Here is a 13185-nt window from a genome sequence, read left to right as displayed (position 1 = left end):
ATCTAGACCCAAAATTTGACTATCTTTTTTAATGTAGAGGGGTCAGCATCCGACAGAACGGCAGATGCATTCTCTGACCATTTTTAACCCCAGGTAGAGGGGTCAGCTTGCTCTAGCGTATCCACGTAACACGATTACCAAGTACATTAGCTTTTTCAAGCGTTATCAGCTCACCAATTACGAGGTATCGGCAATGACTTTGGAAGAACTGGACAAGCTCTTCAAGTCAGATCAAAAGCCTAAGAACGAGCAGTTGTTGACTCTAGAAAAGTACTTTCCCTATTTTGACAAGGAGCTTCGTAAAACAGGGGTTACCAGACAACTACTTTGGGAAGAATACCATGAAAAACACCCCGATGGTTTTAAGGTGTCACAGTAATTTAGAAAGCTTGCCATTGTTACGGACTAGTAGAAGAATCAGGATTTATCAGCATTAAAATAATTAATGAAGTTTTTGTAACTCCACCAAAATTGATGAAGTAATGCTATAATCCGTGCAGCGATAAATACCAAGCGCTTGAGATAGATTTCGGATTAATCCAACAAGCTTTTCTATTTCCTCCTGGAATTGGAATACGATAAAAATAGTACTTTACTTTTTTCCTTCTTCCTGTTTCAACAATACTCAATTTCAGGTGATTGATCGACTAGTATCCTATATATCTTGGATTATTAACCGCTTTGGTATTGGCCACACTCTCGGTGGTGGTTTTTAATGAATCGGATTCCCATTTGGCCAAGTAGAACACCTATTTAAATGGTCCTTTCAAAATTAGGGCCATCTCTCCATTCTTTTGATACTAACAATCTGAAAACTCTAATGTTCGGACATTAAAATTTTAGTCCCAAAGCCTGCCAATTGAGAAGATTTGCATTAAGATACATTCCACCAAGTAATATAGTCCGATTGGATGCTCTTAGCACAGATATTATTCAACTGGACTGCATAGACTAAGGCTTTTTAGCAGAAATTATGGGTTTTTACCATTAGTATCATTCCGGGACAAAACTAGTGAAATTCTGTAATGATTAAATTTTATTGTGTAACCCCTGCGGATTTAAGGGGTCTACCTTTGCAATGAAATAATATGTTCACACTTAAACAAAAATATGATGAAGGTTAAAAAATCACTGCTTTTTCTTGCAATACTACTCCCAACAATGATTTTTGTGAGTTGTAATAATGATCAAGATGCCATGGAGATAACATCAGTAGTATCCACAAATCCTGATAATAATGCTATCGATATTTCTCAAACGGCTAGAGTGGAATTTATATTCGGCAGTGAAATGGATCCCGAAACAATAAATAACACGACGGTTATATTATTAGAGGGAAATACACAGGTAGTAGGTACTGTATCCTATACAAATAAAACAGCTACGTTTACTCCTGCCGAAAAATTGGCAAACAATACCATATATACAGCATCAGTTACTTCTGGCGCTAAAAGTATGCTTGGAGAATCCTTGGTAAAGGATTATATAACCACTTTTACGACAGAGGGTGTTATAGATAACATGGCGCCAGAGATCAACTCTACAAATCCTTTAAACAACGCAGCTGATATCCCGCGGAATCAGACAATATCAATAATTTTCAGTGAATCAATGGATTCTACTACAATAGATGCCACAACATTTACCTTGTTAAAAGGAACATCTGCTGTTACAGGTACCGTTGCTTATGCAGATAATACCGCTACATTTACTCCTGAAGCAAACCTTGAATCGAATATGACATATACAGCTATGGTTTCAACTGGAGCTATGGATTTATACGGAAACGGTTTGATTGCGGACAGCAGCTGGAACTTTACAACAAGCGGAACTTCATCCATACTTGAAGCAGTTGACTTGGGAGGAGCAAGTAATTATGTGATTCTTGCAAAAACGGCCATTAATAACAGCTCAACTTCAGTAATTGAAGGAGATTTAGGATTGAGCCCTGCTGCGACATCTTATATTACAGGTTTATCCCTGACGGATGCAACGGGTTATGCTACCTCTGCTCAAGTAACAGGTAGTGTATATGCTGCTGACATGGCAGACCCAACACCCATAACCTTGACTACTGCAGTAAACGATATGATTACAGCATATAATGATGCTGCAGGAAGGCCAACCCCTGACTTCGTTGAACTTGGGTCAGGAAACATTGGTGGAATGACACTGACATCTGGACTTTATAAATGGACATCTACTGTGACCATTCCAACAGATGTTACACTAACGGGGGGTGCCGATGATGTTTGGATTTTTCAAATAGCCGGTGACTTAACGCAAAGTAGTGCAATAAATGTTGTTTTATCTGGAGGAGCACAGGCCAAGAACGTTTTTTGGCAGGTATCTGGGGAAGCCACTTTTGGAGCAAATTCCCACTTTGAAGGAAACATCCTTTCTATGACTGGCATTTCCTTTTTAACGGGTGCATCAATTAATGGACGCGCCCTTGCACAAACTGCAGTCATACTTGACGCAAATGCAGTGACCAAATTGCAATAGAGTATTTGTTGAATATAATTAAAAAAACCACCTGAGTATTCAGGTGGTTTTTTTAATTTTTCCTTTATTGGAAATAAATCCCATTATAGCACCACAAGATATAAGGTCCTTATCAGGATAAGGTTGTTAAAACGAATGTACTTTTGTTATATTGATAGGGAACTTTGTAAGATCAATGTATTCTTGGAACAACCTTGGCAAGTGGATTGCACAAAACCATGTACAGGCATGTCTATACAGAGGATGTAAGGCGTGAAAAATAAAAAATAAGCTTTAATTATAACCATTTAGGGAGCCAAATTTAGCGCTTGGCTTGCTAAACACACATTCTATGGCCCCAGCCACTCCTAAAATGGTCCAAAAATGGAATTAATCCAAGTTATATATTTTCCAATAATAATTACTTGCTAACATTAAGATACTATTGTGATTGGTTAGGTGTACCTTGTGGATCGTCCGAAAAATCGGATCAAGTCATAAAGTTGTGGAATTTTCTGATTATGCAAAAATATTAGTTAGCCTAAAAAGGAAGAATTCTATGTTTCTCACGCCTCTGAATTGCGCTCTAAAAGCTTTTATTTTGGCATTGAATGATTCTGCCGAAGCATTTGTACTTCTGTTATCAAAGTAGTTGAGTATGTTTTTGTAATGAATCGACATAGTTCTTGCAATGGTGTTGAAGCTTTTAAAGGCTGCCTGTCTTACTTTTTCATCCCATTTAGCCAAGCGTATTAGGGCTGATGTTTTATCTTTTGTATTGCTGAATATCCAGGATAGGTTCTGGCATAGCTTATATGCTTTTTCTAAATCAGGATATTGCTCAAAAAGTATTTTGGCTCTTGTGGATTGATTTTGCGTCCATTTACTGCTTGATTTGTATAGAAGATATCTACTTCTAGCTAATAGTTGTTTTAATGTATCTCCATTAGGCAGTAGTTCTGGAGTGTATTTCAAAGACTTGTTTCTAGCGTTTTCTATAGCATCATTCTCAGTGTCTAACGCTTCCCATCTGTGTTTGATTCTAATTTCCTGTAATGCGTCCAAGGCTAGTTTTTGCACATGGAAACGGTCTATAACTAGTGTAGCGTTAGGGAATGATTTTTTAACAATCAGGCCCATGTTACCTGCCATGTCTAAGGTTACCTCCTTGACCTTCTTTCTTTGTTTTAAAGGAATCTTATGAAGAATTTTTATGACAGCTTCTGCCTTGGTTCCTTTGACCATAGCTAGTATGGCTCCTTTCTTTCCTTTTGCTTTTTTATTGGTTAGAATGGTGTATAAATCCCCATTAGAGAAAGCAGTTTCATCTAGGGATAGATAGCTTCCTATATTGTTTGAAAACAACATCCAATCTTTTGCATGTGACTTTTGATTCCAAGACTTGAAGTCGCTTAAATAGTCTTTGTATTGCCTTTGCATACTTCTAGGGTTTACACCATAGAACTTGGATACAACTGCCGTACTAGAAGCGTTGTTACTAATAGATCTCTTTTAAAAAAGCAGCAAACTCACTAGTGATTCTAGTCCCTTTTGCTACTAATTGCCAATCTCTTGTAACTACTTTGCCTGTGGATTCATCAAGCCATCTACGCCGTGTTATGTGTAGAAATACATTCTTGCCCCGAATAGGAAAATCTTGAACGGTAGCTTCCGGAAAGAAGCCTTTGGAATGAAGTTTGGTTCCAATAAACTCTTTAGGAGTATTGTTTAATTCTGTGAAATAAAAATGTATCTCCTCACCTTTAACTTCATGTTTGGTTAAATCAAAATAGGTCACAAGTACTTCAGGTAATAATAATTTGGCAATAGCCGATAGTGAATCTGAAACCATAAAACTTTTTACATTCAAAGTTCAACCATTTTCAACCTCTCCACAACTTTTTGTGTTGAGCCGAAAAATCTGAGTTGTGAAATTATATATAAAATACATGGTTAGTAACCGTTGTAAAACAGTGGTAAAAGAAGCCTTAAAAAAGCTTGGACTACATTTTATTGTTGTTGACCTAGGGGAGGTGGAGATTATGGAGGATATCCTTGAAGATCAGCGAACACATTTAAAATCGACGCTATTAAACGCAGGTCTTGAATTGATGGATGATAAAAGAGCCATGCTAATTGAAAAAATAAAAAATGTTATTATAGAAATGATTCATCATTCCGATGAAATAATTAAGGTAAATTTTTCAAACTTCTTAAGTGAAAAATTAGATTATGGTTACCCTTACCTGGCAAGTTTATTTTCTGAAGTTCAGGGCACCACAATTGAACAATTTATAATTATTCATAAAATTGAACGTATAAAGGAATTAATAATTTACGGGGAATTGAATATTACAGAAATTGCATGGAAAATGAACTACAGCAGTGTTGCACACTTATCCAATCAGTTTAAAAAAGTTACTGGACTCTCTCCTACCCATTTTAAAAAATTGAAGGATAAAAGAAGAAGTCCAATTGAAGAAATTGGAAACGAGAATAGCAGTGAGCAGGATACTTAAACTAATAATTAAAATTATCCACTTTTTTAAAGGGATCAAAACATAAATGGAATCACAAACAATAGCAAAAAACTCTCAATACGCTAGAAGCTTAATAGAAGCCAGCTTGGACCCCTTTGTGACCATTAGCTTGGAAGGAAAGATAACGGACGTTAATGAGGCCTCTATAAAAGTTATTGGTCTTTCAAGAAAAGAACTTATAAACACTAATTTCTCTGATTATTTTACGGATCCAGAAAAAGCGAAGAAGGGTTATCTTAAAGTTTTTAAAAAAGGTTTTGTAGTAGATTATCCGCTCACCATAAGGCATAAAAACGGGAATTTAACCGATGTTATTTATAATGCCTCTGTTTACAAAGATGAAAATGGCGAGGTACTTGGTATTTTTGCGGCAGCAAGGGATGTTACCGCTCAAAAATGGGCTATTGAATTAAGAAAAGTCAACAAGGAGCTTTTATTCCAAAACGAAGAAAAAGAAAAGAGGGCAGCTGAACTGGTCATCGCTAACGAAGAATTGTATTTTCAAAATAAAGAGAAAGAAAAACGGGCAGAAGAGTTGGCCATTGCCAATAAAGAATTGAGATTTCAAAACGATGAAAAAGGAAAGCGGGCAGCCGAATTAGTGATTGCGAACAAAGAGCTCGCCTTCCAAAATAAAGTAAAAGAAAAACGTGCGGCCGAGTTGATTATTGCGAATGAAGAATTGGCATACCAAAACGTTGAAAAAGAGAAACGGGCCGCCGAGTTGGTAATTGCCAATGAGGAACTTGCCTTTCAAAACGATGAAAAGGGTAAGCGGGCGGCCGAATTAGTGATTGCCAATGAAGAACTGGCATTTCAAAATAAAGTAAAAGAAAAACGTGCTGCCGAATTGGTCATTGCCAATGAAGAACTGGCTTTCCAAAACATTGAAAAGGAAAAACGAGCCGCAGAGCTTGCAATAGCCAATGAGGAATTATTATTTCAAACAAAGGTAAAAGAAAAACGGGCCGCCGAGTTGGTCCGCGCAAATGAAGAACTTGCTTATCAAAACATTCAGGCTATAAAACAGGGAATTGCAAATAGAGAGCTTGAAGCTTCAAACATTGATATAAAATCAGATTCACAATATTCTTTAAGTCTTATTGAAGCGAGTCTAGATCCTTTGGTAACTATTAGTTCTGAAGGTAAGATTACGGATATGAATGATGCCTTAACAAACATTACAGGGCTTACACGGGAAGAACTCATAGAAACTGATTTTCTAGATTATTTTACTGAACCTCTAAAAGCTCGGGATGTTTACCAGGAAGTATTTGCAAATGGTTCTGTTGCCAATTCTCCACTAACACTTCGACACAAAAGTGGTAAACTGACCGATGTTTTATTCAACGGATCGGTTTATATAGATGAAAAAGGAAATGTAGATGGTGTTGTGATTGTAGCTAGAGATGTTACTGAGCAAAAAAGAATTGCCAAAGAACTTGCCGAAGCCATGATACTTGCAGAGGAAGCAAAAAGTAAAGCAGAGAGAGCAACATTAATTGCCGAGGATGCCGTAAAAGCAAAACAGCAATTTTTATCAAATATGAGTCATGAAATCCGTACCCCTATGAACGCCATTATTGGCTTTACCAAAGTAGTTCTGAAAACGGATTTGAACGCAAAACAAAAAGAATATATAAACGCCATAAAATTTAGTGGGGATGCATTAATTGTGCTAATTAATGATATTCTCGATTTAGCAAAAGTTGATGCCGGAAAAATGATATTTGAAAAAATTCCGTTCAAAATGTCGACATCTATATCAGCAATGCTTCATTTGTTTGAAAGTAAAATTCAAGAAAAGAATTTAAAATTGGTGAAAATTTATGACGAAAAAATACCAAAGGTGTTGGTAGGGGACCCTGTGAGATTACATCAAATTATAATGAATTTGATGAGTAACGCTGTAAAGTTTACGACAAAAGGAAAGATTACATTCAGTGTCAAATTACTGGAGGAAGATGAAAAGAACGTAAATATTGAATTTTCTGTGACAGACACAGGAATTGGGATACCTGAAATTAAAATAAACAAGATTTTTGATAATTTTCAGCAGGCATCCAGCGACACCTCACGTTTATTTGGAGGAACGGGATTAGGGCTGGCCATTGTTAAGCAGTTGATAGAACCGCAAGGCGGAAGAATCCAAGTAATAAGCAAAATCAATGAAGGCTCTACTTTTAGCTTTGTTTTAAGTTTTCAAAAAACAAAAGCTGATGCTATTTTAGGAACGCAAATCATTGACTTGGATTCGGAAATAACCAATGTAAAAGTATTGGTTGTTGAAGATATTGCGCTCAATCAATTATTGATGAGAACATTGTTGGATGATTTTGGATTTGAATGCGATATTGCAGGAAACGGAAGTATAGCAATAGAGAAATTGAGAGCCAAGCCCTATGATCTTGTGTTGATGGATTTACAGATGCCAGAAATGAATGGATTTGAGGCTACAGAATACATTCGGAACAAAATGAAATCCTCTATTCCCATCATCGCCATAACGGCAGATGTTACTACGGTTGATATAGATAAATGTAAGGCTGTAGGCATGGATGATTATGTATCAAAGCCCGTTGATGAACGATTATTATACAGTAAAATGGTTGGACTGTTAAAAAAATCCACTATTGGTATGGCACCAGATAAACGTCCATCCTTAAAAATTGAAAACAATAGACGCACCAACTTAACTTATCTGAATAATCGGACCAAATCCAATCCAAAATTAATGATGGAAATGATCTCGCTATTTCTGGAGCAAACGCCACCTTTGATCAACGAAATGAAAATAAGTATGGTAGATAGGGATTGGAAATCCCTGCAAGCCGCGGTACATAAAATGATTCCGTCGTTTTCGATAATGGGTATTAATACGGAATACGAAGATATGGCAAAAAAGGTTCAGGAACAGTTGACCGAAAATGAAGAAACAGATGGGGTATTGGATATGGTATTGGAACTAGAAGAAGTTTGTACCCAGGCATGTAGCGAACTAGAAGTGGAATTGAATACAATAAAAAATAATAGTAATGAATAACGGGAGCAAAATAAAACTTTTTTTGGTTGATGATGATGCAGTGTTTTTGAAATTATTGGAAATAGAATTTCTTCAGAACGCGGATTTCATTATTGAGACATATGCCACAGGTGATCTATGCTTGGCCAAATTATCGAATAAACCAGATGTGATAATTTTAGATTTTCAACTTGATGGAATTGATAAAGATGCCATAAACGGTTTAGAAACCTTAGATAAAATAAAGGCAGCAGATCCAAATATGCCTGTGGTAATGCTGTCTTCCCAAGACAAAATTGATATAGCTATAAGTTGTATGCATCACGGGGCTTTTGATTATGTGGTAAAAAGTGAAACGGCCTTTATTCGACTGCGAAAAATTATTACGACTATATTTGAAAAGCAAAAAATAGAAAAACAATTGAATTGGTATATGGAAAGAATGTAAGGTCCGATAATTCTTCTAATTGTTATGGATAAAATAGGATACTATTCCATAAAAAGTTTAAGTTAAAATAAAATGGATTTTACTTTATTAAAGCCAGGAACTTTTTTAATTGGTTGCAAATAACTGATTGATTATTGTTGGATAAAGATCTATTGTTGGGGAAATTGCAAAATTTGGCAAAGGAGAAACTTGAAAAATTAGGCGAAAAGTATGCAATGGTCATACGAGCTGATGTCTTCTTTATTGCTGAAAATAAATCTTCGGATGAAACTGGAAAAGTATGCAATATTAGATTGAGTCTCCCGGGACCACGATTGTTTGCCGAACCGAGCCATGATAATTTTTAAAGTTCCATCGCGGAGTCTGTGAACGACCTAGAGCGACAATTGTGCAAGCGAAAAGAAAAGAAGCAGGACAATTAAATTTATTGTCGTTGAAGGTGTTAGCGGGGCTTAGAAACCTGTTTTTAGTAAAGTAATCAACTACCTGAAATCTTCAAGGATTTTAGATGTTTCCAAATCGTTCTGAATGGCATCGAGTTGTTCCCGTAGAATTTCTTTTACCCTATGTGGGACTAGAACCTCGGCCAAAACCTCATTATATTCATCAATGGCTGATTTGTCTCCCCTCACTGCCTCTTCCAACATGGATTCGTCGTTATCACCAGAAAAAAATGCCTTAATATCCATCCAAGCGCGATGTGTGCAAAAATGACCTATTTGGCTGCATTCGAGATAAGACAAAATAAATTAGATGAGTATATCGGAGTTAGACCTTCTAATCTAAGTAAATTGATAAAAGGAGAGCGTTCATTAAAACATGAACTAGCTCTTGTATTTGGTAAAATATTTAATAATAATCCAATGCTTTGGCTTGATATTCAAGACAAAAATAAATTAGATGAATTATCTAAATCGAAACGAAGTGAAATCAAAAAGTATTCACTTAAGGATTTGATTAGCCAATAACCAAAAGTTCAAATAAAGGATGAACTCTAATATATTACTAGGTAAAATTTTGCAGCGCTTTTGTGATAGTGGAATCTCAAGAGTAGAAGGGTTTAATAGTTTTGAGTATTTACGTGAGACCAGTAATTATGTGTATGTAAAGCGCGAAAATGGTCAAGAAACTTCAATTCCTTTTAAAAAAATTATTGTAGGAATTGAAGCATTCAAATTGAATCCAGAATTATTCAATCTAGGACCATCTGCATTGAGACCATATGGTATTACGCATATAACAAGCCCAATTTGGTCTCTTTTGCATTTACTTGCACCTGAAGAATATGACAATGGCGACATTTTGTTGGATAGGACTCAAAAAAAATCAATTCTTAATATATATGGAGTTTTGGAACATGAGTTGGAATTGACATGGCGAATCTATGAACTTGCTTTGAAGGCCTATCATCACGCTGACTACTTATTTCATAAAGATAGAGGTGAAGAAATGAAAATTGTATCCAATTCAATGTCATTAAAATTTATAAGAATAGTTTGCGCCAGAACCTGTGTATTAGAAATTTCTAAATTGATAACTGAAGGGCAAAATAATCATTATAGTTTCTGGAACTTAGTGAATAGGATTAAGAATAAAAAATTTGTCGGAAACATCAATATTTCTGCCAATACTTTGAGCGAAATTGAAAGTTCTTTGTTGAAGAATAAAGACAACATTAAAACATTTAAGACCATCAGAGATAAATTAGTGGCGCATGATGATTTTGATAATTATCTTATCCCAAGACCACTATTGAGTGACTTATTACCATTACTAGAAATGACATACAATATACTTTGCAAACTCTGTGTTGAACAATATCAAAAAGAGTGTCCACCTGGACCAAAGAATAATGTCCGTATGGACTTAGAAAATTTCCTAAACATGCAAAAGTTCAAATAAACGATGCATAATATCACCTTCATAAGCACGATCCATAAGGAAATTGGAAAATGTAACGCTAAAGAGCTATATAAGATTATCAATAAATTAAGTCCAGAGGTGATTTTTTTGGAGGCAATTGATGAAACTTATTCAGAATATGAAAACTATTTGTTTTCGACATATGGGGTATTTCATAATAAATTGGAAATATCCGCAATTCAGAAATATAACTACAATACTTTCTTTCAATATGTACCTGTATGTGAAAATGGTCTATCAGATGCTTTTCACAAAAAAATCAAATTAGTTAGTCAAAATACAGAACTACAATAATTGATTGATAATTTTAATTATTTAGCGGCTGAGAATGGTTTTGGATTTCTCAATAGTTTAGAATGTATAAATCTTCAAGAAGAGATGCGAGCTTTGGAAAGCCGGATTTTAAATAATAATGAGGTGGATAAAACAGTTAAGGCGGACATTGAAGACTATGAAAAACCAATGATTCAGAATATATATGCATATTGCAACAACAACCATTTCAGTTCAGCAATTTTTATGTGTGGTGCCGCACATAGAAAATCAATTATTGAAAAAATAGAGAAATATAAGAAGGAGCAAGGGAATCTGTCATGGACTATTTTTGAAAATTGAACCGGGTCTACAATAAATTCGCACAACAACGCTCCTACGAAAAGCAATAACTCAGTATCACAAAGTTCAAAAAAAGGATGACATTATGAAAGTAATTATATTTTTAATTTTGGCCAATACAATGGCGTTTGCTCAAATTAAAGCGGACAATGGTCAGGTCGTTTGGAGGACAGTCAAAGAATATGAGGGTAATTCTGAATCATTACTTAAACAGCTTAAATTCTCAGGAAAATTCTCTAACCTAGAATTGCTTGAAGATACAATTATTGGAAAGTTTACTAATGCTCCAATTAACTTTCAGGGTTCTGCTAGCATGTACCTCATGGCCTCAAATATGATGGGTAGTTTTATAATTCAATTCAAGGAAGGTCGGTATCGAATTACCGTCAAGAACTTACAGTTGAAAAGTCAGACCAGTGTAGGAGTGTTCGACGAAGGAAGTATCGAAGCCATAGAGAAATATGCCCTTAATGCAAATGGTGAATTTAGAAAACGCTTTAAGTCCAAGGACTTACCTATATTAGAAGATAATTTATCCAAGCTTTTCGAATTTTCCCAAAAAGATGATTGGTAAAAACTAAAAAAGTCAGTTGTTATTGTTACGAAAGTTTTAATAAACGGTTTAATGAATGCTATTTTAAAGTTATTAGAAGAAAGAAATCTGTACGTTCATATAATGTTATACAAAATATATGTTTCTCATAATGGTATGATTCATTATCCACCTGACGGTAATTTAAGACAGGAAGTTAAGACTTTGCTGGGGGAAGATTTTTCCAACGAGAATTATAGAATAGCAGAAGAATACCTAGAGTCTGAGGGATATGTTGTTGACACATTCATGGGACTCACTTCTTATGGAAGAACCTATTTTGAAAATTGGATTAGAAATTTTGAAGATTTAAATCTGGTAGAGCGGGAACAACTTCAAAAAGAACTTTCCCCAAAAATGTATGATTTTTTCGGCCTTGCTGAGAAGGCTAAAACAATCTTAGATGTTATTTCTAAGCTAATTGAAATAAACGATAAAGTTTAATTAAAGGATTATCAAGAACATGAGATATAAAGTTGCTCAAGGCATAATAAGCTTTGTTATTCTAGCATTAGTTGGTTGCACAAAAGAGGAAGAATGTACAAGGATTGATAAAATTGGTGGTGGATTATTGCCCGAACAGGAAATTGAAGTCCCATGCGATTTTCCAGAGCCCAAACCCTTAGGCACGCTTCCAAATCAAAAAATCTAAATTGGGGTGAAGTAATCCCGAAACATAAAGTCTAAATAAACGATATTACATGGCCATAAAAAGAACCAATCATATAATTTATAATGATGAAGTTGAAATAGATTCCTTTCAATTGCAAATAATGTTTGGTCCTTCATATAAAGAGGACATAGAAATTGCGGTGAACTCTATATTTTGTAATTGTGGTGCCCAAAATAAAAAGTTGGTCAACTATAAAAGTTATCTAAATAACCTTAATGACGTTATTTTAAAAGGGTTGTGCAATTCTTGCAATACCATTGCGGCAAGATATATCGAGACCGGAGAGCGAAAGGGCATCGAGAAAATCGCAAACCGAATCAGAAAATTAAACAAAGCTTAAAGTTCAATTAAACGATTATATAATTATTTGCAAATACAAAGGAGAAGAATCTGTGCTTTTTATGTATGTGGTAAATTGTTTGGGATAAGGAACAAGGTTTAGAAAGTGCTTATTGTGAAAAACATATTCATGAGAAAAGAGAATTGGAATTTTTAAATAAAATTAGTTTATAACAATATGTTATTTTAAAATAACATATTGTTATTTTTTTATTATCTTTGTAAAGTCAGCAGACAAAATAATTAAAGCCATAAATAAGCCAAATAATTGAAGGCAATAATATGTAAGGCTAAAACAGAAGTTATGACGACAAAAGCGAAAATTAAGCAAACAGCCTTTAGGTTCGATGAAGAACTATTGGCATTAGTAAAGGAGAAAGCGGACGCTCAAAAACGAACTCTCAATAATTACATTGAAGTTCTATTGTTAAAAGACGTGGGCAAGATTCCGAATGAAGAAACTAAACTAGCCATAGCAGAAGTTATGAGCGGTAAAAAACTAGAAGAAATAACGGATATTGATTCTTTTATGGATTCACTATGATAAAT

18 protein-coding genes are annotated in these 13185 nt (G+C 34.9%); 15 read left to right on the top strand and 3 right to left on the bottom strand.

Annotation, left to right across the window (positions count from 1 at the left end; all coding sequences use genetic code 11):
* The first annotated feature begins 193 nt into the window (after positions 1 to 193).
* Positions 194 to 379 (top strand): hypothetical protein, encoded by a 186-nt coding sequence (locus CWD90_RS19430; RefSeq protein WP_239986566.1) that lies wholly within the window; start codon positions 194 to 196, stop codon positions 377 to 379.
* 791 nt (positions 380 to 1170) lie between these two features.
* Entirely contained in the window at positions 1171 to 2505 is a 1335-nt protein-coding gene (locus CWD90_RS19425) for an ice-binding family protein (RefSeq protein WP_205161278.1), read from the top strand.
* A 498-nt stretch (positions 2506 to 3003) separates the two neighbouring features.
* Here the strand turns inward: CWD90_RS19425 and CWD90_RS19420 are convergent, their stop codons facing one another.
* Entirely contained in the window at positions 3004 to 3924 is a 921-nt protein-coding gene (locus tag CWD90_RS19420) for an ISAon1 family transposase (protein ID WP_205161277.1), read from the bottom strand.
* Between the two features lie 58 nt (positions 3925 to 3982).
* Complete coding sequence (locus tag CWD90_RS19415) at positions 3983 to 4354, bottom strand: ISAon1 family transposase N-terminal region protein (RefSeq protein WP_239986565.1); 372 nt, start codon at positions 4352 to 4354, stop codon at positions 3983 to 3985.
* Between the two features lie 79 nt (positions 4355 to 4433).
* On the opposite strand from CWD90_RS19415, the gene CWD90_RS19410 reads away from it, so the two are divergent.
* The 4 genes from CWD90_RS19410 (at position 4434) to CWD90_RS19395 (ending at position 8841) form a co-directional block, all read left to right on the top strand.
* A complete protein-coding gene (locus CWD90_RS19410) occupies positions 4434 to 5003 on the top strand; it encodes a helix-turn-helix domain-containing protein (RefSeq protein WP_103477721.1) in 570 nt (189 codons plus the stop codon).
* Positions 5004 to 5049: 46 nt separating this feature from the next.
* A complete protein-coding gene (locus CWD90_RS19405; RefSeq protein WP_205161276.1) occupies positions 5050 to 8067 on the top strand; it encodes a PAS domain S-box protein in 3018 nt (1005 codons plus the stop codon).
* Positions 8060 to 8494, top strand: a complete 435-nt coding sequence (locus CWD90_RS19400) for a response regulator (RefSeq protein ID WP_103477720.1) — start codon at positions 8060 to 8062, stop codon at positions 8492 to 8494. Before CWD90_RS19405 ends, CWD90_RS19400 begins: the two co-directional genes overlap by 8 nt.
* A 134-nt stretch (positions 8495 to 8628) precedes the next feature.
* Complete coding sequence (locus CWD90_RS19395; protein ID WP_317045736.1) at positions 8629 to 8841, top strand: HPF/RaiA family ribosome-associated protein; 213 nt, start codon at positions 8629 to 8631, stop codon at positions 8839 to 8841.
* A 135-nt stretch (positions 8842 to 8976) separates the two neighbouring features.
* Here CWD90_RS19395 and CWD90_RS19390 read toward each other — a convergent pair whose 3' ends face one another.
* Positions 8977 to 9237 (bottom strand): DUF2383 domain-containing protein, encoded by a 261-nt coding sequence (locus tag CWD90_RS19390; RefSeq protein WP_353057380.1) that lies wholly within the window; start codon positions 9235 to 9237, stop codon positions 8977 to 8979.
* On the opposite strand from CWD90_RS19390, the gene CWD90_RS19385 reads away from it, so the two are divergent.
* The 9 genes from CWD90_RS19385 to CWD90_RS19345 all read left to right on the top strand — a co-directional run bounded on the left by CWD90_RS19385 (position 9214) and on the right by CWD90_RS19345 (position 13180).
* Complete coding sequence (locus tag CWD90_RS19385) at positions 9214 to 9462, top strand: helix-turn-helix transcriptional regulator (RefSeq protein ID WP_157941280.1); 249 nt, start codon at positions 9214 to 9216, stop codon at positions 9460 to 9462. The two genes, CWD90_RS19390 and CWD90_RS19385, sit on opposite strands and share 24 nt — an antisense overlap.
* 19 nt (positions 9463 to 9481) lie before the next feature.
* Positions 9482 to 10396 (top strand): AbiU2 domain-containing protein, encoded by a 915-nt coding sequence (locus CWD90_RS19380; protein WP_103477717.1) that lies wholly within the window; start codon positions 9482 to 9484, stop codon positions 10394 to 10396.
* Between the two features lie 3 nt (positions 10397 to 10399).
* The gene (locus CWD90_RS19375) at positions 10400 to 10711 is read left to right on the top strand and encodes a hypothetical protein (RefSeq protein WP_103477716.1); all 312 of its coding nucleotides are present in this window, start codon (positions 10400 to 10402) and stop codon (positions 10709 to 10711) included.
* Positions 10712 to 11032 (top strand): hypothetical protein, encoded by a 321-nt coding sequence (locus tag CWD90_RS19370; protein ID WP_103477715.1) that lies wholly within the window; start codon positions 10712 to 10714, stop codon positions 11030 to 11032. It begins immediately after the preceding gene.
* Between the two features lie 85 nt (positions 11033 to 11117).
* Positions 11118 to 11606: a hypothetical protein gene (locus CWD90_RS19365; RefSeq protein ID WP_157941279.1), complete on the top strand. Its 489-nt coding sequence runs from the start codon at positions 11118 to 11120 to the stop codon at positions 11604 to 11606.
* Positions 11607 to 11657: 51 nt separating this feature from the next.
* The gene (locus CWD90_RS19360; RefSeq protein ID WP_103477713.1) at positions 11658 to 12068 is read left to right on the top strand and encodes a hypothetical protein; all 411 of its coding nucleotides are present in this window, start codon (positions 11658 to 11660) and stop codon (positions 12066 to 12068) included.
* Positions 12069 to 12087: 19 nt separating this feature from the next.
* On the top strand, positions 12088 to 12276 hold the full coding sequence (locus CWD90_RS19355) for a hypothetical protein (protein ID WP_103477712.1): 189 nt from the start codon (positions 12088 to 12090) through the stop codon (positions 12274 to 12276).
* A gap of 49 nt (positions 12277 to 12325) precedes the next feature.
* Positions 12326 to 12637, top strand: a complete 312-nt coding sequence (locus tag CWD90_RS19350) for a hypothetical protein (protein ID WP_103477711.1) — start codon at positions 12326 to 12328, stop codon at positions 12635 to 12637.
* 303 nt (positions 12638 to 12940) lie between these two features.
* Positions 12941 to 13180: a hypothetical protein gene (locus tag CWD90_RS19345; RefSeq protein ID WP_103477710.1), complete on the top strand. Its 240-nt coding sequence runs from the start codon at positions 12941 to 12943 to the stop codon at positions 13178 to 13180.
* Positions 13181 to 13185 lie beyond the last annotated feature (5 nt).

It is taken from the genome of Arenibacter catalasegens (assembly GCF_002909235.1).
Lineage (GTDB): Bacteria > Bacteroidota > Bacteroidia > Flavobacteriales > Flavobacteriaceae > Arenibacter > Arenibacter catalasegens.
This window is presented reverse-complemented; position numbering and strand designations above follow the sequence as displayed.

Coding starts and splice junctions, on each gene's coding strand:
- CWD90_RS19380 (WP_103477717.1), top strand. CDS start 9,482: ATGAACTCTAATATATTACTAGGTAAAATTTTGCAGCGCTTTTGTGAT.
- CWD90_RS19375 (WP_103477716.1), top strand. CDS start 10,400: ATGCATAATATCACCTTCATAAGCACGATCCATAAGGAAATTGGAAAA.
- CWD90_RS19360 (WP_103477713.1), top strand. CDS start 11,658: ATGAATGCTATTTTAAAGTTATTAGAAGAAAGAAATCTGTACGTTCAT.
- CWD90_RS19420 (WP_205161277.1), bottom strand. CDS start 3,924: ATGCAAAGGCAATACAAAGACTATTTAAGCGACTTCAAGTCTTGGAAT.
- CWD90_RS19365 (WP_157941279.1), top strand. CDS start 11,118: ATGAAAGTAATTATATTTTTAATTTTGGCCAATACAATGGCGTTTGCT.
- CWD90_RS19430 (WP_239986566.1), top strand. CDS start 194: ATGACTTTGGAAGAACTGGACAAGCTCTTCAAGTCAGATCAAAAGCCT.
- CWD90_RS19410 (WP_103477721.1), top strand. CDS start 4,434: ATGGTTAGTAACCGTTGTAAAACAGTGGTAAAAGAAGCCTTAAAAAAG.
- CWD90_RS19355 (WP_103477712.1), top strand. CDS start 12,088: ATGAGATATAAAGTTGCTCAAGGCATAATAAGCTTTGTTATTCTAGCA.
- CWD90_RS19400 (WP_103477720.1), top strand. CDS start 8,060: ATGAATAACGGGAGCAAAATAAAACTTTTTTTGGTTGATGATGATGCA.
- CWD90_RS19350 (WP_103477711.1), top strand. CDS start 12,326: ATGGCCATAAAAAGAACCAATCATATAATTTATAATGATGAAGTTGAA.
- CWD90_RS19405 (WP_205161276.1), top strand. CDS start 5,050: ATGGAATCACAAACAATAGCAAAAAACTCTCAATACGCTAGAAGCTTA.
- CWD90_RS19345 (WP_103477710.1), top strand. CDS start 12,941: ATGACGACAAAAGCGAAAATTAAGCAAACAGCCTTTAGGTTCGATGAA.